The organism is Oceanispirochaeta sp. M1 (assembly GCF_003346715.1).
Lineage (GTDB): Bacteria > Spirochaetota > Spirochaetia > DSM-2461 > DSM-2461 > Oceanispirochaeta.
The window spans coordinates 1-20,349 of sequence record NZ_QQPQ01000004.1 but is presented as its reverse complement, the minus strand read 5'-3'; the positions used below and the strand labels follow the sequence as shown (position 1 = coordinate 20,349).

The 20,349-nt window shown below is 44.5% G+C and carries 21 protein-coding genes; 11 read left to right on the top strand and 10 right to left on the bottom strand.

Annotated features, from left to right (window positions below; all coding sequences use genetic code 11):
• Positions 1 to 68 precede the first annotated feature (68 nt).
• Complete coding sequence (locus DV872_RS03325; protein WP_114628431.1) at positions 69 to 470, bottom strand: hypothetical protein; 402 nt, start codon at positions 468 to 470, stop codon at positions 69 to 71.
• A 230-nt stretch (positions 471 to 700) separates the two neighbouring features.
• Here DV872_RS03325 and DV872_RS03320 point away from each other — a divergent pair, with 230 nt between their 5' ends.
• The 3 genes from DV872_RS03320 to DV872_RS03310 are packed head-to-tail and all read left to right on the top strand — an operon-like array spanning position 701 to position 2,804.
• A complete protein-coding gene (locus tag DV872_RS03320; RefSeq protein WP_114628430.1) occupies positions 701 to 1,312 on the top strand; it encodes a LemA family protein in 612 nt (203 codons plus the stop codon).
• Positions 1,313 to 1,326: 14 nt separating this feature from the next.
• The gene (locus tag DV872_RS03315; protein ID WP_114628429.1) at positions 1,327 to 2,001 is read left to right on the top strand and encodes a TPM domain-containing protein; all 675 of its coding nucleotides are present in this window, start codon (positions 1,327 to 1,329) and stop codon (positions 1,999 to 2,001) included.
• 2 nt (positions 2,002 to 2,003) lie between these two features.
• Positions 2,004 to 2,804, top strand: a complete 801-nt coding sequence (locus DV872_RS03310; RefSeq protein WP_114628428.1) for a YgcG family protein — start codon at positions 2,004 to 2,006, stop codon at positions 2,802 to 2,804.
• On the opposite strand, the gene DV872_RS03305 is transcribed toward DV872_RS03310, so the two are convergent.
• The 7 genes from DV872_RS03305 to DV872_RS03280 form a co-directional block, all read right to left on the bottom strand.
• Complete coding sequence (locus DV872_RS03305; protein WP_114628427.1) at positions 2,790 to 3,233, bottom strand: NUDIX domain-containing protein; 444 nt, start codon at positions 3,231 to 3,233, stop codon at positions 2,790 to 2,792. The genes DV872_RS03310 and DV872_RS03305 overlap by 15 nt on opposite strands.
• Positions 3,230 to 3,790, bottom strand: coding sequence for a chromate transporter (locus DV872_RS03300; RefSeq protein WP_114628426.1), 561 nt, complete (start codon positions 3,788 to 3,790; stop codon positions 3,230 to 3,232). The genes DV872_RS03305 and DV872_RS03300 overlap by 4 nt, the downstream gene beginning before the upstream one ends.
• Positions 3,787 to 4,344 (bottom strand): chromate transporter, encoded by a 558-nt coding sequence (locus DV872_RS03295; protein ID WP_114628425.1) that lies wholly within the window; start codon positions 4,342 to 4,344, stop codon positions 3,787 to 3,789. Before DV872_RS03295 ends, DV872_RS03300 begins: the two co-directional genes overlap by 4 nt.
• Positions 4,345 to 4,523: 179 nt before the next feature.
• Positions 4,524 to 5,564, bottom strand: coding sequence for a hypothetical protein (locus DV872_RS03290; protein WP_114628424.1), 1,041 nt, complete (start codon positions 5,562 to 5,564; stop codon positions 4,524 to 4,526).
• A 106-nt stretch (positions 5,565 to 5,670) separates the two neighbouring features.
• Positions 5,671 to 5,835 (bottom strand): hypothetical protein, encoded by a 165-nt coding sequence (locus DV872_RS26465; RefSeq protein ID WP_158546810.1) that lies wholly within the window; start codon positions 5,833 to 5,835, stop codon positions 5,671 to 5,673.
• 91 nt (positions 5,836 to 5,926) lie between these two features.
• Positions 5,927 to 7,537 carry a helix-turn-helix domain-containing protein gene (locus DV872_RS03285; RefSeq protein WP_114628423.1) on the bottom strand — a complete coding sequence of 537 codons (1,611 nt, stop codon included), beginning with the start codon at positions 7,535 to 7,537 and terminating at the stop codon, positions 5,927 to 5,929.
• Positions 7,538 to 7,556: 19 nt separating this feature from the next.
• Positions 7,557 to 8,177: a histidine phosphatase family protein gene (locus tag DV872_RS03280; protein ID WP_158546809.1), complete on the bottom strand. Its 621-nt coding sequence runs from the start codon at positions 8,175 to 8,177 to the stop codon at positions 7,557 to 7,559.
• Between the two features lie 82 nt (positions 8,178 to 8,259).
• Here DV872_RS03280 and DV872_RS03275 point away from each other — a divergent pair, with 82 nt between their 5' ends.
• A complete protein-coding gene (locus tag DV872_RS03275; protein ID WP_114628421.1) occupies positions 8,260 to 9,405 on the top strand; it encodes a GGDEF domain-containing protein in 1,146 nt (381 codons plus the stop codon).
• Positions 9,406 to 9,413: 8 nt separating this feature from the next.
• Here DV872_RS03275 and DV872_RS03270 read toward each other — a convergent pair whose 3' ends face one another.
• Positions 9,414 to 10,634 carry a lipopolysaccharide assembly protein LapB gene (locus tag DV872_RS03270; protein ID WP_114628420.1) on the bottom strand — a complete coding sequence of 407 codons (1,221 nt, stop codon included), beginning with the start codon at positions 10,632 to 10,634 and terminating at the stop codon, positions 9,414 to 9,416.
• A 126-nt stretch (positions 10,635 to 10,760) separates the two neighbouring features.
• On the opposite strand from DV872_RS03270, the gene DV872_RS03265 reads away from it, so the two are divergent.
• Positions 10,761 to 11,741, top strand: a complete 981-nt coding sequence (locus DV872_RS03265; protein WP_114628419.1) for a serine/threonine protein kinase — start codon at positions 10,761 to 10,763, stop codon at positions 11,739 to 11,741.
• Between the two features lie 40 nt (positions 11,742 to 11,781).
• On the opposite strand, the gene DV872_RS26460 is transcribed toward DV872_RS03265, so the two are convergent.
• On the bottom strand, positions 11,782 to 11,928 hold the full coding sequence (locus DV872_RS26460; RefSeq protein ID WP_158546808.1) for a hypothetical protein: 147 nt from the start codon (positions 11,926 to 11,928) through the stop codon (positions 11,782 to 11,784).
• 205 nt (positions 11,929 to 12,133) lie between these two features.
• On the opposite strand from DV872_RS26460, the gene thrS reads away from it, so the two are divergent.
• The 6 genes from thrS (at position 12,134) to pgsA (ending at position 19,982) form a co-directional block, all read left to right on the top strand.
• Positions 12,134 to 13,888: a threonine--tRNA ligase gene (thrS, locus tag DV872_RS03260; protein ID WP_216664353.1), complete on the top strand. Its 1,755-nt coding sequence runs from the start codon at positions 12,134 to 12,136 to the stop codon at positions 13,886 to 13,888.
• A gap of 155 nt (positions 13,889 to 14,043) precedes the next feature.
• Positions 14,044 to 16,059 carry an NAD(P)/FAD-dependent oxidoreductase gene (locus tag DV872_RS03255; protein WP_114628417.1) on the top strand — a complete coding sequence of 672 codons (2,016 nt, stop codon included), beginning with the start codon at positions 14,044 to 14,046 and terminating at the stop codon, positions 16,057 to 16,059.
• Positions 16,060 to 17,031, top strand: a complete 972-nt coding sequence (locus tag DV872_RS03250; protein WP_114628416.1) for a polyprenyl synthetase family protein — start codon at positions 16,060 to 16,062, stop codon at positions 17,029 to 17,031.
• Between the two features lie 99 nt (positions 17,032 to 17,130).
• Entirely contained in the window at positions 17,131 to 18,609 is a 1,479-nt protein-coding gene (locus tag DV872_RS03245) for a carboxypeptidase M32 (protein ID WP_114628415.1), read from the top strand.
• Positions 18,606 to 19,319, top strand: coding sequence for a hypothetical protein (locus DV872_RS03240; RefSeq protein WP_114628414.1), 714 nt, complete (start codon positions 18,606 to 18,608; stop codon positions 19,317 to 19,319). Before DV872_RS03245 ends, DV872_RS03240 begins: the two co-directional genes overlap by 4 nt.
• Before the next feature lie 69 nt (positions 19,320 to 19,388).
• Complete coding sequence (gene pgsA / locus DV872_RS03235) at positions 19,389 to 19,982, top strand: CDP-diacylglycerol--glycerol-3-phosphate 3-phosphatidyltransferase (RefSeq protein WP_114628413.1); 594 nt, start codon at positions 19,389 to 19,391, stop codon at positions 19,980 to 19,982.
• Positions 19,983 to 20,349: the final 367 nt, after the last annotated feature.

Sequence of the window (20,349 nt, the reverse complement as noted above, 5' to 3'; positions counted from 1 at the left end):
AGTCTAGCAGAAAGACGGGATATTACAATTGAAAAAAAAGAACCCGCATTTAAGCGGGTTCTGAAGTATTAGTTCTGCTCTCCGATAATCCAGAGGGATAGAAGGATAATGAGCTGAGGCAGCAGGGCTCCCAGCCAGCGTACAAAATCCGGTTCCACAAAATTAGAAAGGAAAAAGTTCATAATAATGCTGATCAGGAAGAATATGCAGATTACCAGATGGATAATTCTGAAAAGGTTATCTGAAATAGATATAAACAGTCCTGCAACCAGAGCTGCACCTGCAACCAGCTGCACAACTCCGAAAATCATCGGAAATAGATCATTTGATTTTCCGAACATCTTATTCAGGCCTCTCATGGCTTCCTGTCCGGCAGAATTATAGCCATTAAACGCCATAATTCCAAAAACGATGAGTGCGGCACCCAGTACCAGCTGTAAAATAAAGTAAGCGTCTATCTTTCTATTCATTTCGTCTCCTGTTTTTCCAGGACCTTCGAGTCCCGGTGTTTGATGTACAGGACCAGAGGGTCCTGCTTTTATAGTAAGACATCATTGTGTTCAGTACAAATTCGCATTTAAAATATTTTTACCATCAGAGAAAAATATGCTTGAAAAATGAAAAAAACAGTACCCGGAAATTCATTTTTATATAGACCCGTTAAGTCCAGCTGTTTATATTTGATGCGGAGGGTATTATTTTGACAAAAAAAATAAAAACCGGATGGATCGTACTGGCGGTTGTCGCGGTAGTGATTCTTATGATTTTTTCTTCCTTTAAAGGAACATATAATAAAATGGTGGCTCTTGATGAGTCTGTTGCAGCATCCTGGAGTCAGGTTGAAAATGTATACCAGAGACGAATGGATCTGATTCCCAACCTTGTAAATACTGTAAAGGGGTATGCATCTCACGAGCAGGAGACCTTTGCACTGATCACCGAGGCACGCTCCAGAGCGGGAGGAACCATCCAGGTTTCCGACGAAGTCCTGAATAATCCTGAGAGTTTTAAGCGGTTTCAGCAGGTTCAGAGTGAACTGGGATCGGCACTTCAAAGACTGATGGTTGTTTCAGAAAATTATCCTGAGCTTAAAGCAGACAAGAATTTCCTTGCCTTGCAGGATCAGCTGGAGGGAACAGAAAACCGTATTGCAGTAGAGCGAAAACGCTTCAATGATTCTGTTAAAAACTACAATCTATATATCAGACAGTTTCCCAGGGTCATGATTGCCAATTTGATGGGATTCAGCGAGAAACAGTATTTTCAGTCTGCTCAGGGTGCCGATCAGGCTCCTGAAGTCTCCTTCGAATAGGACAAGGTTTTATTATGAAAAAAAGTCTTTTAAATAAAGACGAGCAGATATCAATATCAGCAGCTGTCAGAAAAGCGGAATCCTCTACTTCGGGTGAGATTTCTACAGCACTCATAGGAGAGAGCTCTGATTATGCTTTTTACGAGCTGAGAGCATCTGTTGCTTTTGCTGTGCTCCTCTATATTGTTCAGCTCCAGTTTTATCCCGGTATGAATGCATATATTGAGACTCTTTACTGGAATAATCCGGCCTGGGTGACTCCCATGGTTATTGGAATGATCTCATTTCTCGGGGGAGGAATCTTTTACTTCATTAGTAATATTCCTGCAGTAGACCGCATTATCATTCCTAAGAATATTATGAAATCCAGGGTTCGAAGCAGAGCTCTGAGACATTTTACAGAGTCCGGAGTCTATGCCACTGCCGATGGTACAGGAATCCTTATCTTTATCTCATTGATGGAGAGACGGGTGGAAATACTGGCGGACAGAGGTATCAGTGAAAAAATTTCTGAAGATGAGTGGGCTGAAGTAGTCTCAGAGCTGACAGAGAGTCTGGCCGGGAATGAGCTTGCCACTGGACTGATCAAGGCAGTAGAGAGCTGCGGATTGAAACTTAAAGATCATTTTCCTATTGCTGAAGATGATGTAAACGAACTGAGCGATGACCTTGTCATCCTGGAGGAGTGAAAATGCGGAATAAAATAACAACTTTACTATTCCTTTTTGTACTGATCCCTTTTTCACTGTCTGCTCTGGAAGTTCCTCCTCTTGAGGGGCGTGTAAATGACAGGGCCCGTATCTTCTCCTCCTCACAAGCCCGGGAGCTGGAGCAGTATCTTACTGCTCTTGAATCGCAAAGTTCGGTACAGATGGCTGTTCTGACGATTCCCGGTCTCGATGGTGATGACCTGGAAGGATACTCCATACGTGTTGCGGATGAGTGGAAACTGGGGCAGGAAGGTATGGATAACGGAATTCTGCTCCTGCTGGCGGTTGAAGATCGAAAGGTGCGTTTTGAGATCGGATATGGTCTTGAGGGTACTCTGACTGATGCCAAAAGCGGTTATATTGTCCGTGAAATAATGATTCCCTATTTCTCAAAAGACGATTATGCAGGGGGTATTATGGCTGCATCCTCGGCTGTAGCCGGGGTTGTGACTGGCGGAAAGGATATCAGCCAGGCGGCAATGGATAAATCCGGTAGAAGCGGTCAGCAGTCCTCGAGGCGTTCCGTCCCTGTGAATCTTCTGGTTATTCTGTTTATTCTGTTTTTTAATTCCTTCGGACGTATGGGGCGCAAGGGCAGGGGAGGTCTGTTTCAGCTCCTTTTCCTCAATTCTCTTCTGGGATCTTCAAGAAGATCAGGCTGGGGTTCCGGAGGCAGCAGTTCCGGCGGCGGCTTCGGCGGAGGTGGCGGCTTCGGCGGAGGTGGCGGCTTCGGTGGAGGTGGCGGCGGCTTCGGCGGCGGCGGTGCCTCAGGGAGCTGGTAGCCAGCCCTCCTCACTGTAATAACAGTCTTCCCGGATATAATCCACAACCTTTCTAATGTAGGGGATGGTTTTTTCCGGGAGCTTATCCATGGGGAACCATGAAAGATCAGAGCATTTTTCTGGTTCCCTGTTTATGATTTCTCCCTGCCACTCTTCTGCAGTGAAGAACACATCCATTCTTACTGAATCATCAGACTTCCTGTGCATTACATGGGCGGTTTTTAAATCCTCTTCTCTAATATGGATTCCGGCTTCTTCCTGTGCTTCTCTTATTACTGCGGTAGTGAAGGATTCTCCCTCTTCCACATGTCCGGCTATAAAGCTGTATTCACCGTCTCTGAATCCGGTATTCCTACGCTGGAGCAGAAGAATCTTTCTATCTTTTAAAAGGATGAGATACGAGGCGGGTATATTGGTACAGCGGCTCATAAAAGGACCATCCCTGCTATAGCCGAAGCTGCGATATAGACAATGGGATGAGCCTTCCACTTCAGATAGGAGAATCCGATGAGAAAGAAGATCAGAAGGTTCATGGGTTCTATGAGATCCATGTAACGCCCGCTCTCTCTGAAGGCCTGAACTGGAATGACTGCGACTGTGAGGACATTGTAGGCTGCAGTGGCAATCAGACCTGTTACCGCTGGTCTAAGTCCGGACAGAGCTGACTGAACTAAGGGTTTCTCGTTGAAATGGAGAAAATAACGGGCAACAATAACGATTATAATCAATGAGGGGCTTACAAGACCGAGGGTTGCTGCCAGTGAGCCGAAAATCCCTGCCTGTTCCAGTCCTACATATGTGGCCATATTGATGCCGATGGGACCGGGTGTTGATTCAGAGATTGCAACCATATGGAAAAATTGACTGCTGCTGAACCATCCGCGGCTGAGGGCTTCATCCTGCAGAAGGGGGAGGGCTGCCAGACCGCCTCCGATTGTGAAGAGTCCGATTTTAAAGAATATAAAATAGAGGAAAAGTACTGTCATGATTTATGCCTCCCCTGTACAAAAAAGGAGAGTACACCCAAGAGGGCTGCCGTAAGTACAACGGGTATGGGAGAGACCGCAGTAAACCCCACAGCCATAAAGGCTGCCAGGCAGAGAAGGCCTCCCCATATATTTTTTACAGTTTTTTTTGCGAACTTCCATACTGATGAGATAAGAAGTACCGCTACTGCAATATTGACTCCCTTCAATGCTTTCTGTACCAGAGGCTGTTCGTCAAAATGGTCCAGAAAGCTAGCAATCAGTATGATAATTATCAGGGATGGAGTAACCATTCCCATGGTTGCTGCCAGGGCACCTGGAATTCCTGCGGTCTTATATCCCACAAAGGTCGCCGTGTTAATGGCGATAATTCCGGGTGTGGACTGTCCGATGGCATAATAATCCAGCAGTTCTTCCTCGCTGACCCAGTTTCTTTTTTCAGAAAGCTCTTTTTCAAGCATGGGAAGCATGGCATAGCCCCCCCCGAAACTGACGGAACCTATTTTAAAAAATGTCGTATAGAGTTCTTTTAGATGAACCTTCGGATTATTCATATTATTCCTATAGCATTGATCTGCTCCTGTGAGCAGACCGTGTAAGTAAATTTGAAGAAGATTTCAATTGTAAATTGGATTTTATAGAATTCTGGTAAAATACGGAATAGTACAGATATATTAAAAAAAAACGCCGGATTTCCGACGTTTTCAATATTCACATTTAATTCAGATCACTATCAGAACTTATATGTATAGGCTAGAGCCAGTCTGTGAAACTTTACATAAGTTGAATCATATACACGGTTTATAAACCAGTTGTAGTGGATTGTATCATCGGTGTATCTTTTATCGGTTTTCATCTGTGCAAGGATCGTCAGATTATTTTTTTCATTAAAAGTAATATTGGCCAGAGGTCCAAAGGTCACTTTAACAAAATCAGATCCCCAACCATCATCGGAATCCATAGGTGCTATGTCTTTTACACTGTCTATATACTGGCCTGTTTCAACCATAAATCCGACTGTATCGAGTTTCATGGGCATCTGATACCCGAGCAGGTAAGTTCCCTGGAATACAAGTCCGTTGTAGTTTTCACCCTTATCGGCTTTCCACTGCCAGGGATCATCGCTGCCGGCTTCGGTATAATTTACATATTTGAATTTTGCATTGGCTACCATCACTACATGGTTCCACTCACCGGGAACAACAGCCGCAAGGTCAAACTGGAATGTTCCGCTTGCCCAGGTCTCCATGGCAGCACCTGCGAAGGCATCCTGAAGGGGGGTTCCTGTTCCATCATTGTTAAGTCCTAACCCGTTAAACCCAAATCCATGCCATCCGGAACCTATGGAGTAACCAATGTCAAAGTTTAAAAAAGCTATGGGTGTAAATGATACTTTTGTCTCCACATAGGCAACAACCGGAGCGATATAAGCCTTGACCCCGAATTGGATATTATTATCTTTGGTCATGGCACCGCTGCCCTGAAGAAAGGGAACCGTTACAGTATGTCCCGCAAAAAGCTGAAGCTCCACTGCTCCCCATCCGCTCCCCAGAGGTCTTCCCGCGTCTCCATCTATGGGTACGAAATCGGGGGGGAGGTCTTCGGGAGTATAATCGGGCCATTCAAAACCGCCAGTGGCGTTCTGTCCCTCATTGCTGTCAGCGTAATAGGCGAATTCCGCACCCCAACTGGTCTGATGAGTTATTTCATCAAGGGCAAAAACCGAGGGGACCGATAAAAACAGTACCAGGAGTACCACAAAACATTTTTTCAAATCACTTTCTCCTTTTTATGCAGGCTCCATCATATACCGGATGAGAAAGGAGGTAAATTAAATTTTTATTACTGTTCTATTCTAATCATTTAGAATAAATTCCGTATCAGTCTTTCCAGTCAACCTTGATCATCTCGGAGCCCATTTTTTTGCCGGCCAGGGCTGCCAGGTTGAGGAGCTCTTTCTTGCAGCAGTCGACTGTTTTTCCGGCTTCCAGGCGTTTTGCTAATTCATCTGCAAATTCTTTTACAGTAATTGTTTTCTCTGACATAAATGAACCTTCCTTGAGTTTGTATCTTTTTATTTTAAACCACTCCTTTCGCAGAGTCCAATTTTAAATTTTTGATATCAATCCTTATGGTTCAACTGAAGCGGTTCATGACGTAGTCTGTAATTTCTTTCAGACTGCTGATTTGTCTTGATGAATTACCGGAGCGTACAAAGAACTTTTCAGTTTTCCCGCTTCCCTTTTCATTGTTTACTATGTAGAGCGGCTTATCTCCGGGTCTTATGTTTATTCTGCATATCTCACAGCCGTTTATCACAGGAAAATCCACCTTGATATTGCTAACCGGATAAGCAACGCCGAACATATTGGACATCAGCGTCCTGAGATGAAGTTCAAAGTAGTCTTTTCCCACTTCCTTGAGGCAGGCGTAATCTTTTTCCAGTCCGAGAATCTCTCCATCGTCCTGAACGCCCACCAATAGAGTTCCTCCATCGCTGTTGCTGAATGCTGAGATGGATTTCATGATGACCTGCTCCATGATTTTGCTGGCACACTCTTCCTTGTAATCCCAGCGCATGGATGATTTGAACTCACAGTAAAGATTTTCTCCCAGAATTATCATCTGTTTTACTTTTTCTTCTTCAGTAATAACAAGCTGTGTCTTCAGGACAGTTCTATAGTCATTGAAGAGCAGGAAAAAATAGAAGCCGATGAAAGCAGTGATAACTATGAGCAAAATGATTAGAGGATTCTGAATTCGGGCGATAAGCAGGTTATCTTCCGGGGTGTAGCTGCCTATGACAATTGATGAATCCATAAGCTCTATGGTGCTGTATTGCGTCCACCAGTCTCCGCTCGGGAGAGATATTCTGTTAATACTGGATGCGGTACTGTCAGGATTTTCCATAAGATTGTAAATAGCCTGAATAATTTCAATATCAAGGGGATTGGATTTAAGCTCAAAGGGTGTTCCTCCCTCGGACGTTCTTTTTATCTTCAGAAGCTCCCGAATTGGATATGTCACAAAATCTTCATCATCAAGAAGAATAAAGATGACAGTATTTTCATCAATTGAGTATTCAGATATTGCCGTAGCCAGCTGTTTCAAAGAGAAATCCAGCCACAACTCAATATAGGTTTCACTGTCCTTATACAGTTTGTAATAGAGGGTGACACCGCTTTTATTCAGTACGGGAAGATTGTAAGACTGGCTCAGTTTCAAAGGACTTACCCTGCTCTTTTCTTCAATTTCCGTAAAACCCAGGGTATTAACAAAACTCATACCACTGGATTCTCTCATTGTATTCAGGGTTTGAGCTGCATCTTTTTCGTTTATAAATAATTCAATATCTCCATTCTCCAGTGTATATGCATCCAGCTCCTTTCCTGTACTGTCCCGGAATGTTAAAGACTGGATCAGGAATTCCTGGAGCATCAGTGATTTAAGACTGTCACCATAAATCCCGGGATCTCCTAAATCATCAATCTGCCCGATCTGAACCCAGAGTGAGGATATTTTGAACGTCAGGAGCAAAGGAGTGTATACCTGGTCAATGGCCTGGATCGCAGTCTTTGAACTGCTGCTGAAATACTGTCTGGTGAGATTCCGCTGTACCTGGCTGCTGCTGACATAGAAAATCATGCCGATCATCAGCAGTAGAAAAATACCGGGAACACTGCTTTTCCATATGAGCTGTCTGCTGTTGGTCCCTTTTCTCCAGTTAAATCTTATGCTGCCTTTCAATTATTACTCCTTAATTCGATCAAGCTGTGTAGCTGCCGGGCCGTGGCATATCCTCTTCGGGATGGATGACCTCTTTTACTGTGGAACCGTTTTTTCTATCTATTACAAGAATTGTGGCCGGATGAAGAAAGGGATCCTCCCAGAGTCTTTCAATGGGTCTTGATTCAAGAATCTTGAGGATCATTTTGATTATAACCGTATGGGTCACTACAAGGATCGGTCCCTTCTCATTTTCAAGTTTGTCAAGAAATGTCCGGACTCTGTTTTCAAGTACCGGCATGCTTTCGGCACCTTCCAGTTCAAAACTACCGGGATTGTGCCAGAAATTATGCTGAGCCTCTGCTTCTTCACTGCTGAGTTCATTATGGGTTTTTCCCTGAAGAATCCCCAGGGATACCTCTTTCAGACCATCTTCAAAGTTTATTTTATCAGTATCGGGAGATAGGATATTCAGGGTATTGCGGGTTCTGCCCAGGGGGCTGCAGTAGACATTGGAAAAATGAAGAGTTTGAATTCTCTTTTTCTGCAGGAGGGTTCTGGACCTCCCGGTTTCTGTTAAAGGAGAGTCCAGTTGTCCCTGGTAACGTTTCTCCCTGTTCCACTCTGTTTCTCCGTGGCGCATTAGGTACATTTCATTCATATCGCTATTCTGGCAAATTTCTAAATAAAAAAATAGCCTGATTTTTCTTGTCATATAAAAAATGAACATCTACTATTAAGGTATGTTTTTCAGAAGAAAAGATTATCAGCTGCCCGAAGAGTATAGAGAGCTCTATTTATCAGAGCAGAATGCATTCAATTTCCGTCACATGAAAATTGTGACTCTCACTATAATTTTAATAATAGCAGTATTGCTGTTGGAGTATCTCTTTTTTCCAAGATCAGATACAGTTGAATATAATCATGTTTATAAGGTGATTTTTTCTCTGATATTGGGTGACGGAATTCTATTTCTTTTCATTCCTAAGGTACTGAGATTCGAAATTTCGGATTTAGGCAAAAAAGTTCTGCTTCTCCTGTATCTTTACACTCTCTCCTTTCTGTTTATGGGACTTACATACTTTGATCTCTATTTTGGTATGGAACTGTCAGGATTTCTCATCGTTTTGTTGTCCCTCAGTACCATGATCTGGTTAAATCCTAAAGAATTCGCCTATCTCAGTACTTTTGTCTTATTTCTTCTAATCCTTTCCTACCTGATTCTCAGTTCTTTAATTACGATTGAGCTGGAACATATTATACAGGCTTTAGTCTTTTACGGCCTGAGCTGGGTTCTGTATCTGAGCATTTCTACAGTACGGATTGAGAACTTTCTTAACAGAATCACAATGGAAAAGCAGTATGAAATGCTTGAAACTGAGAGTGTTACCGATCCCCTTACGGGTCTTTACAACAGACGTTACTTAAAAGAGGAAATACAGAAGGAACTGTCCCGAAGTGAACGTTCAGGGATAAGATTTTGTATCCTGATGATAGATATCGATCACTTTAAGAAGATAAATGATAATTATGGTCATATAACCGGAGATGATGTTCTTAAGGAGCTGTCTACCATATTAAGGAATTCTGTGAGGATCTCGGATAAGGTATTCCGTTACGGAGGTGAGGAATTTATCGTTCTCCTGCCGGAAACAGTTGCGATTGATGCAAAAATCCTTGGAGAGAGAATTCGGGAAAAAATTGAGAACTTTTCTTTTTCGGGAGTACGTAAAAAAGTAACTATCAGTGCGGGGATAGCTCAGACCAGCGTAGACTGTACCCAGGAGCTGCTCATTCAGAAGGCAGATAAACGTTTATATATGGCCAAAGAAGGCGGCAGGAATGCTGTTGTGTGGAGTAATGGTAGTTCTTCTCAGGATGATCTTTAATTCAATTTCTACTCTGTCGGAAGAAGTTCAGCAGTCATCTTCTCAATAGCCTGGAAAACCTGATTATCTCTGGAATAAACCTTTGCGAACTCAGTCTCTGCCACTGTGAATGACTCCAGAGCTTCATCATTCAAGCCCTGATATCTGGCGCTTATGGCCTTGTGGAAGTAAAGATTGCCCAGTATCTCGGCTTGTCCCTGATATTTTTCCAATTGGGTTTTGAAGAAAACAGATGTTTCATCCAGTTTCCCGACGCTGTAGAAGTATTGAATGATGGTGGTACAGTTGGCAGGATTTTCAGGATACATGGCAAAAAGATCTCCAGCAGCATCACGTGCATTAACAAAGTCAGATTTATTCAGGTAGAGACGGATCAGTCTGTCCGGGAAACGATAGTCATCGGGAGAGAAGGCTCCACCCTTGATGAGATATGATTCTGCCTTGTCGCTGTCTTCAAGATGGAGTGCAATCGTAGACGCAAGGAACGCGCTGTCCGCTTTGTAGAAGGGATCGGTATAGAGATTGATGGCCTTTTCGATATAGGAGAGGGCTTCATTATTTTTTTTCATATTCAGATGGGCTATGGCCAGGTCATGGTAGTAGGCCGGGTTGGCATTGTTATATTCGAGAGCCTTCTGCAGATCTTCTACCGCCGCCTCCCAGCTGCCTGAAAGAAGCTCAGTGTAAGACAGTTTTGAGTATATCTCTTCTGTTTCCATCCCCAGAGCCGCAGCCATCCGGAAGTTGGCAATTACCAGGGAGCGAATATCTTCCTGAGGCTTTTCCCACTCTTCACCATACAGGGTCATTACCTGGTGATAGTATTCAGCCAGCCAGTAGTAGGCCTCCCGTCTGTCGGGATTCTCCTTTATCACCATTGTCAGAGCGCCAGCCGGATCATAGAGTTTGAAGTCGAAACTCCCTTCCTGTCCCCTTATATCGCTCAGTTCTTCATTCTCTCTGAGATCCGCAAAGGCAAACATCTGATGGAGATTGGTTTTGGCATAGTAGAGCAGGGTCAGTTCAGTTTTTTTAAGAATCATATCTGATATATCCAGATCTTCTGCTTCATCGTGGAGCAGGGTCCATGCACTTTGATACTGTTTCTGAGTTATCAGGCGGTCTACATCATCCAGGACCGAGCTGTTTTTTTTGTTTTCAGCAGCACTCAGTGGTTGAAAAGCTGCAAAGAGGAAAAAGATCAGAAATATGTTTTTTAAAGGCTTCATGGCATGTCCTTAATGTTCCGGGATTGAAGTAAAGCCAGTATATACGGTCTGTCTTGACAAGTCAGCTCTTTAAGGTCAGTCTTTTTGCTAAGTAATAAATCAGGCACTTGCCCACAGGTTGAATCCATGAATAGTAATGCAGGAGATTTCGACTCCCTTGAACCTTCACTCATAATTGATGCCGTAGAGAAAGAGAGTGGACTCTCACTGTCTCCTCTGGTACATCCTCTTCCCAGTTATATTAATAGGGTTTATGAACTTCAGGATGATGAGGGGGGACGCTTTGTAGCCAAGTTCTACCGTCCCGGACGCTGGTCTGAAGAGGCTATCAGGGAAGAACATGATTTTATGGAAGACTGTCATGAGATGGATATTCCTCTGGCCCTCCCCGAAATACTGAAATCCGAGGACACACTGGGTAGAACGGAGGAGGGAATCCTCTTTGCCCTGTATCCCTATAAAAGCGGAAGGCTCTGGGAGTTTCGGGAAGATGATGAGCAGTGGTACCGCCTGGGGCAGCTCATTGGGAGAATGCACAGCGCCGGCCGGCAGGATGATGCTCCCAGCAGACCGAGAATCCATCCTGGTGGAACCTTTCTTCGGGACTGCAGTGAGATTCTGGAGAAAAACTGGATACCCGGCGGTCATGCAGGAGAGTTTGAAAAACTTGCATCAGATATTTCAGATCTGATTAATCCTCTTTTTCGGGATGTTGAGGAGCATCGTATTCACGGTGATTTTCATTGCGGAAATATTCTGGATAGAATGGATCAGGGGCTGATGATTATTGACTTTGACGATATGGCTACCGGCCCTGCAGTACAGGATTTCTGGCTCCTGCTTCCCGGTCATGCTTCAGCCTGCAGAAAAGAGTTTTTTATGCTCCTGGATGGGTATCAGGAATTCTGTGAAATGAATCCCGATGCCCTTGGATTGGTAGAACCCCTGCGAGTTATGCGCATGGTCTATTTTCTGGCCTGGTGCGGTCGGCAGAAGGATGACTACAGTTTCCGAACACACTATCCTGACTGGGGGAGTGAAGTCTTCTGGGAAAATGAAATAATGGATCTTCAGAACCAGCTGCAGGAAATCAGGGATTTTGAATAAAAAGGATACCCCTGTTTCTTGACTTTTCCCATCCCATTGATCATATTATGTACATAGCAATGACGGAGACGAGTAACTGTCCCCTCAGGTCAACAGAGAAGCGGTCCAAGGCTGGAAGACCGCCGTCCTGAATCAGTGAAAACCCCTCCTGAGCTTCTCCCCGAAACTGACTTTTTACTGTTTTCACAGAGCTGTCAGGACTAGATGGAGACGAAATCCCGCGTAACGGGAGAGCTGAGAGCGCCGAAATGCACAGACACTGGCAACGGCGAAGTAAGGTGGAACCGCGGAGAACCCTTTTGTTTTTCGTCCTTATACTGAAATTTAAGTATTTTGGTGACAGGACGGAGAACGAAAGGGTTTTTTTTCGTCCTGAAACGGAGGTAAAGATTATGACCAGCAAAGAACAGAAAAAATTGGAAAAACTTCAGAAAATGCGTCACTCCATGGCCCATGTCATGGCGGGAGCCGTTCTGAAACTGATGCCCGAAGCCAAGTTTGCAATCGGGCCGGCCATTGATAACGGATTTTATTACGATTTTGATCTACCCAGAAATCTGACTAATGAAGATCTTGCAGCTATTGAAGAGGGTATGAAAGAGATCATCAAGAGCAATGTTGCTTTTGAAAAAGAAGTACTCAGCCGTGGCGAGGCACTGGAGATGTTTAAAGATCAGCCTTATAAAGCAGAGCTGATTCAAGAGCTCCCTGAGGACGAAGAGATTTCAATCTTCAAGATGGGTGATCTTTTCGTAGATCTCTGCCGGGGACCTCATGTGGAGGATACCAGCCGCTTGAATTCTCAGGGATTCAAGCTCCTCTCCATCGCCGGTGCCTACTGGCGGGGTGATGAGAAAAGACCCATGCTCCAGAGGATCTATGCAACCGCTTTCGGTGATCCCAAGGCTCTGAAGGCACATCTGGAATTCCTGGAAGAGATGGAAAAAAGGGACCATAGACGGGTCGGTAAAGAACTGGATCTCTACAGTCTTCATGAAAAAGCAGGTCCCGGACTTGTCTACTGGCATCCCAAGGGCGCCCGGATGAGAGTAACCATCGAAGACTTCTGGAGAAAAGAGCATTATAAAAACGGATATGAAATGGTATTTACCCCCCATGTCGGAAAATCCTGGCTCTGGGAGACTTCCGGGCATCTGGATTTCTATAAGGAAGGGATGTATCCCAATATGGTAATGGACAATGTCGATTACTACGCCAAGCCCATGAACTGTCCTTTTCATATAATGATTTATAATAACGGCAAGCACTCCTATAAGGAGCTGCCCTTCCGCTGGGCCGAACTCGGTACGGTCTACCGCAATGAACGTTCAGGAACTCTTCATGGTCTTCTCAGAGTCCGCGGTTTTACTCAGGATGATGCACACCTGATCTGTACTCCCGATCAGATGGGGGATGAAATCTCAGAAGTTCTCCGTTTCAGCCTCTTTATGCTGCGTTCCTTCGGATTCAATGATATCTCCGCCTATCTTTCCACCATGCCTGAAAAGAGTGTTGGAGAAAAGGTTCACTGGGATGCGGCTACCGAATCACTGAGAACTGCCATTGAAAAAGAGGGCCTGGAGTATAAGATTGATGAAGGGGGAGGTGCGTTCTACGGTCCCAAGATTGACCTGAAGGTCAAGGATACAATGGGACGGGAATGGCAGCTGTCTACTATTCAGTTCGACTTTAACCTGCCCGAGCGTTTTGATATGACCTTTGTGGATAGGGACGGACAGGAAAAACGTCCTTATGTAATACATAGAGCCCTTCTGGGATCTATCGAACGCTTTTTCGGTGTTCTTATCGAGAATTACGGCGGCGCCTTTCCCGTATGGCTGGCACCTCTGCAGGTCAAAGTTATTCCCGTAAGTGAGAAATTCTCTGATTATGCCAAAGAAGTTGAAAAAGCACTCCGGGCGGCGGAAATCATTGTGGATACCGATCTCTCTGATGACCGTATGAATGCCAAGATTCGAAATGCTCAGAATCAGAAGATTCCCTATATGTTGGTGGTTGGAGAGAAGGAAATGAATGAAAAGGCCGTCAGTATTCGTATCAGAACCGGTGAACAGCTCAACGGCATGGCTCTTGATGAAGCTATTTTAATGATCAGAGATAAGATTGAGAAGAAGGAAATGCCTTAAATCTTTTTAAGATTTCAATGACCAAAACTCCGGGGAGCCTTGTTAGGCTCCCTTTTTTTATTAGATAATACTTTAGCGATTGACATGTATTATAATTTCAGAGAATATAAAGTGTTGATATTTAAATACTAGTAATTTACAGGGGATTGAAGGCTATGACAAAAATAGTTATTTTAGGCGGCGGTTATGCCGGTGTTCATGCAGGGAAACTTCTGCATAAAGCTTATAAGAAAAGTGATGATGTTCAGATTTCCCTTATAGATGCCAACCCCTATCATACAATAATGACAGAACTCCACGAGGTTGCAGGGGGCCGTGTTGATAACGGCTGTGTCAAAATTTCATTTGACAGAATCTTCAGCGGAAAAAAAGTTGAAGTGTTTCAGGACAGAATTAACAATATAGACAGAGAGAAGCAGCAGCTTCATTCAGATACTGCCACATATGATTATGACTATCTTATAATGGGTACAGGAGCCGAATCTACAGACTTCGGTATTCCCGGAGTCAAGGAACATTCCCTTCCTCTCTGGAGTTATCAGGATGCCCTTGATATAAAAGATCATATCCGAGAGATGTTCCGTCAGGCTTCTTATGAAAAGGATCCTCAGGTCAGAAGAAATCTGATGACATTTGTTGTAGCGGGTGCCGGATTCACCGGTGTGGAAATGATTGGAGAGCTTATCGAGAAAGTTCCCCAGATGTGCAGTGATTATAATATTGATCCAGATGAGGTTCAGCTGATAAATGTTGAAGGTCTGGACAGCATCCTTAAGATGATTCCCGAAAAGCCCAGAATGAAGGCCCAGCGCTATTTGGAGAAGAAGGGTGTGAAGATTCTTCTTAACTCCCTGATTACCAACGCCGAAGAGGGCTCCTTTACCCTTAAGGACGGAACTGTAATCCCATGCGGAACCCTGATCTGGACCTGTGGAATCAAGGGTGGTTCTTTTGGTGTGAGCACAGGGCTGACTGTCGGTCATGTAGACCGCCTAAAAGTTCATGAAACCATGCAGAGTGCTGATCACGAGAACCTCTATGTTGTAGGTGATGCACAATGGTTCCTTGAGAATGAACGTCCTGTTCCTCAGATTGTAGAGGCTGCTGAGCAGACCGCTTCAGTCGCAGTAAAAAATATTATTTCCCAGATTTCAGGTGGAAAAGCAGAACATAAGTTTAAGTCCAATTTTCATGGATTCATGGTCTCCATCGGAGGCCGTTATGCAGTGTCTCATACCGGCGGTTTTTCAATGTCCGGTATTCCTGCAGTGGCTGTAAAGCATCTTGTCAATGTTTATTATCTTCACACTGTTTGCGGTGTAAACGGCTGGTGGAAATATCTGCAGCATGAAATCTTTGACATGAAGAATAAGAGAACCCTTCTGGGTGGTTTTATCACCAATAATATTCAGAGTCTCTGGGCTGTTCCCTTAAGGGTCTGGCTTGGGCTTATGTGGCTTATAGAGGGTCTGAACAAGGTCGGCGAAGGCTGGCTTAAATTTGATCTTGGAACTAAATCGGGCTGGATGTTCAGTTCCGGTGTCGTACAGGCCGGTCAGGCTGTAGCGGATACCACGAGTGCAGCCAGTGAAGCTGTGGTGGAAGAAGTAGTTGTACAGGCAGATGCAGTTGCCGCCGCAACAGGAGACGTTGTAGAACAGGTTGTTGAGACCGTTACTATGGCCGCAGCCGATACAGTTGCCGCAGCCAGTGATGCCGTGGAAACTGTAGTAGAGACAGCAGGTCATACCCTGGGAGCACTCTGGGACACAAGCGGACTTGTACTTCGTTACGACAGTGCTGTGGTTACCTGGTTCCGGGAAACCTTTATGGACAGCATGGCAGCCTATCTCCCATACCAGTTTTTCCAGACAATGATAGTCTCCGTTGAGGTACTGATCGGACTGGCCCTTATTGGTGGTCTGTTTGTATTCCCTGCAGCGGGTGTTTCAATAATTATGTGTTTTGTCTTTATCTTTTCCGGATTTTTCAGCTGGAGTCAGGTCTGGTTTATCTTTGCAGCATTTCTAATGCTCGGCGGTGCCGGACGGGTCCTCGGTCTTGATTACTGGGTTCAGCCCTGGCTTAAAAAATGGTGGAATGGATCATCCCTTGCCAGGAAATCCTACCTTTACTTCGGAGAACCCCGCAGAAAGAAAAGGAAAGCCTGATTGTCCAAAGCTCTATCCTCAATGAATCTTAACCCGGAGCTCTCTGAGTTATTGGAGAGTGTCCGCAGTAAAATAGTATCCCTGGTTCAAGAAAGTCCGGATATGATCCGTGAGGATCTTAAAATTCTGACAGCCAGACCCGGAAAGATGCTGAGACCTCTCTTTCTTCTTATTTCTGCTCACGGCGGAGATGCGGATAAAGAGGATCTTATTTCAGTTGCTGCGGCGGTGGAGCTTCTCCATATCGCCTCACTGGCTCATGATGATGTTCTCGATAATGCAGCCCGCAGGCGTGGTGTTGCCACTCTCTATCATAGAAAAGGTGCCAGACGGGCTGTCCTGGCGGGTGATTATCTGCTGGCTCTGTCGATGAAGATGGCGTCCTCTCATTTTGAGGAGTCTCTTGTACCTCATATGACTGGAGGGATCGAGCGTCTCTGTCTGAGTGAAATAGAACAGGATGAGAATCTTGGATCTTTTAATATAAGCAGAGAAGATTACTTCAGAAGGATAAGGGGAAAGACCGCTGAACTTTTTGCTCTCTCCCTGTATGCCGGGGCTCTGTTAAGCGGAAAAACTGAATCTCAGCGTGAGACCCTCTACAATGCCGGGATAGATTTCGGTACGGCCTTTCAAATTCAGGATGATATTCTGGACTACCGGGGGAATCCGGGCACAATGGGAAAGAGCCGTAGCACTGACCTTAAAAACGGGATTCCCACCTTGCCCCTGATTCTTGCACTTGAAGATGGTGTTCCCCTTATACGTTTTTTACTGAATAAATTTATGAGACCTCTCTTTTCCGGAATACTCCGGAAACAGATCTTACACCGCGGCTATGATCAAAAGGCCCAGGATATTGCAGACAAATTCTTTCAGAGTTCCCTTGATTCAGCCTTAAAGGTTATGAGTAAGGATGGATTTGAACAGTACAGTCTTCTCCTTGGAACTCTGGGAAGCCGTATTCACTAGTTCTACTTTTCAAAATTCTGATTCTGACGGATAATGATTTATCACTGAGTTTGAATTTACAGGCTCAGGGTGTATGCCTACTGTAAAGGAAGAATATCATTGTCCGTCAATATTCAAGATACTGTTGAACAGATCAAAATTAAAGAACAGCTTATTAAAGACCTCGAGCATATTCAGGCTCTCCTTGACTGGGATCAGGAGACAGGTATGCCCCGTAATGCCTCAAAAGACAGGGCCCGTCAGATGGGAATGGTACAGGATCTTCTGACTCCTCATCTTCAGGATGATGTATGGGGAGTATGGCTGAAGGAACTGGGTAAGTCTTCAGAGCCTGATCATCAGTCATGGCAACGTCTGCTTAAAAGAAGATACAAAGAGAATAAAGTTCTTCCTTCCGATTTTATGAGCCGCTTTGTAGAGACCACCTCACTTGCCAGAGACAGCTGGCTGAAGGCCCGGGAAGCAGATGATTTTAAACTCTTCTCCCCATCACTTGAAAAAATCGTAGATCTTCTGAAAGAGAGATGTGAATATACAGGATATAAAGAGGAGCCCTATGATGCGCTTCTGGATCTTTATGAACCTGATATGAAAGCTTCTGTGCTGGAGCCTCTCTTTGATAGTCTCCAGTCTGAACTCACACCCATGCTGGATGAGATTCTGGCAGGACAGGATAACAGAACTGTATTGACGGGGAGATCCTTCTCTTCCGAATTTCAGAAAAAGATCAGCCTTAGGGTTCTGAAGGATATGGGCTACAGCCTGGATTCAGGCCGTCTTGATGTATCGGTGCACCCTTTTACAACAACTCTGGGTTCCCGGGATATCCGGGTAACCAGTGCATTTATTGAAGATGATTTGATTTCAGGTCTCTCAAGTACTATCCATGAGGGCGGACACGGCCTGTATGAGCAGAATCTACCGGAGAAATGGCATGGCACAATGGTGGCTGAAGCCTGTTCTCTCGGTTTTCATGAATCCCAGTCACGGCTATGGGAAAATATTGTCGGCCGCTCTGAGGCATTCAGCCGTTATCTGAGCCCCTTGATCTCTGCATCCGGAGGAGAGCTGTTCAGCACTGAGGATCTCTACCGGGATTTAAACAGGGTAAGCCGTGGACTGATCCGGGTGGATGCCGATGAGGTCAGTTACAATCTTCATATAATACTCCGCTTCAGGCTTGAACGGATGCTGATCAACGGTGACCTTAAGGTGAGTGAACTGCCTGATCTGTGGAATGATGAGCTGCGCCGTCTTCTGGGAGTGGATAATACAAGCGACCGCTCGGGAATCCTTCAGGATATTCATTGGTCCTGTGGAGATATGGGGTATTTCCCTACCTATACTCTGGGAAATCTGTATTCAGCCCAACTGTGGAATAAACTCAGAACTGATGTTCCTGATGTGGATTCTCAAATTGAGAAAGGGAATTTTTCAGGTATTCTCAATTGGCTTGTACAGAATGTTCACAGCAGGGGAGCACTGGAGACATCAACAGAACTGATGACTTCAGTTACAGGAGAGCCTTTGAAGGCTTCATACTTTGTAGAATACCTGAAGAGGAAATATATAAAATGATTGGAAATCCCCGCTTCTGGCTTGCACTCATTCTCTATTTTGCTGCTGCAGCTTTGAGCGCCGGAATCAGGGCTTACCGTAAAAAAAAATCACCCCGATGGCAGAATCTCTATCTGATCCTGGCTGTGACCGCTTCAATCGGTTTATGGGTTTATGCGGGTTCTGAATCCTACAGATTTATAGAGGTTTTCAATCTTGTTAATCTGTTCTGTCTACTCTTCGGTGTACTCACAGGACTGGGAGTGTATTTTCTACCTTTTCTGATAATACTGCCCATCCTTTTTTCACAGATATATAAAGTTCCCCTGGCTCCGTTTCTCTCTGAGGAGGAACGAATACTGGGGGAGCTCTGTTTTTATCCAAGTAATAAGGGTGATGTTACAGTAGGGTGGATAACAGGGGAGAAAGAGGATGTTATCTCACTTAAAGGGGAGAAGGCAGGAATCCTCTTTGTCAGGAAAAGTGTTGCTCCACAGTACTTTTTTCTAAGAAATTATATTTACCCATTGGCAATTCTCTCTGAATCACACACTGTTGCCGATCTTGCCCATGCTGATCCGGAGTGGTACTACTCTCTTACAACAGGACAGGAAAGTGAAAGTCCTCTCTATCAAAGCAGCTTTCCCGCGGTTAAATATCACGGTACCGGTTTTTTTACGTCTTACTCCTACTCTGTGGAAAAGGGTCGGATTGTTATCATGAGAAACTGAATCAGGACTATTCATCTATTATCCTTAAGGCGTATTGAATTAATCTCCCGATAAAAATACACTTAGCCTATGACATTACCTAATAAACTTACGGTGGGGCGGCTTGTACTGACTCCAGTTTTCTTCGGATTGTATATTTTCACGGTTCTGGGAGATTCAATTCTGTTCTCAGGAATGATAGCTCTCTGGGTTCTTCAGCTTGTTATGGAAGTTTCTGATGTACTGGACGGCTATATCGCAAGATCCAGAAATCTGGTTTCGGATATGGGCAAGATTATGGACCCCTTTGCTGATGTTATCAGCAGGGTTACCTACTTTGTCTGCTTTACGTTTTCCGGACTCATGCCTCTATGGGCTCTGATGATAATTCTATGGCGTGAGTTTTGTATCATGTTTATCAGAATGGTCATGGCCAAAGAAGGAACAGCCCTCGCCGCTAAATGGGGTGGTAAGGCAAAAGCTGTCTTCTATTTCATCTCCGGTATATTCGGATTGCTGGTATTAACAATGCAGTCTCTGGGTGCGGTGGAATACCTGTCTGAAATGCAGTTAGCAGCCAGATGGTTGTTTATACTTGCTGCTGCCAGCTCACTTCTTTCTTTTATTGAATACCTGGTTCTATTCCTTAAAACGGATACAATGAAACATTTTATTTCAGAATAAGGACTTAGAAGAAATATGTATTTTTTTTGCATAATTCTGTTGACAAAAAAAGGGTATTAACGGTATATTCACGGAGCGTTCAGGCAAACAAGCCGACAACGCAACGAACAAAGAGAGCAACTCTTAACGGGAAGCGATCTGCTAAATGTTCTTTTACAAAGGAATTAGAGAAGGGAAATTAAAGTATTTGACGAAAGTCAAGCACTGGTAGTACGAAGATAAGGTCGTACCGCAAGCCGTAAGGCTGAGGAACGATCCTGTCAAATAGAATCGTGCCGAAAATCTTATGATTTAGGTACGGTCCGAACGTTAGTTTTCTTTTTAGCACAGTGGGACTTTCCGCAAGGGAAGCCGCACTGCATAAAGG

Coding starts and splice junctions, on each gene's coding strand:
- DV872_RS03325 (WP_114628431.1), bottom strand. CDS start 470: ATGAATAGAAAGATAGACGCTTACTTTATTTTACAGCTGGTACTGGGT.
- DV872_RS03315 (WP_114628429.1), top strand. CDS start 1,327: ATGAAAAAAAGTCTTTTAAATAAAGACGAGCAGATATCAATATCAGCA.
- DV872_RS03310 (WP_114628428.1), top strand. CDS start 2,004: ATGCGGAATAAAATAACAACTTTACTATTCCTTTTTGTACTGATCCCT.
- DV872_RS03305 (WP_114628427.1), bottom strand. CDS start 3,233: ATGAGCCGCTGTACCAATATACCCGCCTCGTATCTCATCCTTTTAAAA.
- DV872_RS03300 (WP_114628426.1), bottom strand. CDS start 3,790: ATGACAGTACTTTTCCTCTATTTTATATTCTTTAAAATCGGACTCTTC.
- DV872_RS03295 (WP_114628425.1), bottom strand. CDS start 4,344: ATGAATAATCCGAAGGTTCATCTAAAAGAACTCTATACGACATTTTTT.
- DV872_RS26465 (WP_158546810.1), bottom strand. CDS start 5,835: ATGTCAGAGAAAACAATTACTGTAAAAGAATTTGCAGATGAATTAGCA.
- DV872_RS03280 (WP_158546809.1), bottom strand. CDS start 8,177: ATGAATGAAATGTACCTAATGCGCCACGGAGAAACAGAGTGGAACAGG.
- DV872_RS03275 (WP_114628421.1), top strand. CDS start 8,260: ATGTTTTTCAGAAGAAAAGATTATCAGCTGCCCGAAGAGTATAGAGAG.
- DV872_RS03270 (WP_114628420.1), bottom strand. CDS start 10,634: ATGAAGCCTTTAAAAAACATATTTCTGATCTTTTTCCTCTTTGCAGCT.
- DV872_RS03265 (WP_114628419.1), top strand. CDS start 10,761: ATGAATAGTAATGCAGGAGATTTCGACTCCCTTGAACCTTCACTCATA.
- thrS (WP_216664353.1), top strand. CDS start 12,134: ATGACCAGCAAAGAACAGAAAAAATTGGAAAAACTTCAGAAAATGCGT.
- DV872_RS03255 (WP_114628417.1), top strand. CDS start 14,044: ATGACAAAAATAGTTATTTTAGGCGGCGGTTATGCCGGTGTTCATGCA.
- DV872_RS03240 (WP_114628414.1), top strand. CDS start 18,606: ATGATTGGAAATCCCCGCTTCTGGCTTGCACTCATTCTCTATTTTGCT.
- pgsA (WP_114628413.1), top strand. CDS start 19,389: ATGACATTACCTAATAAACTTACGGTGGGGCGGCTTGTACTGACTCCA.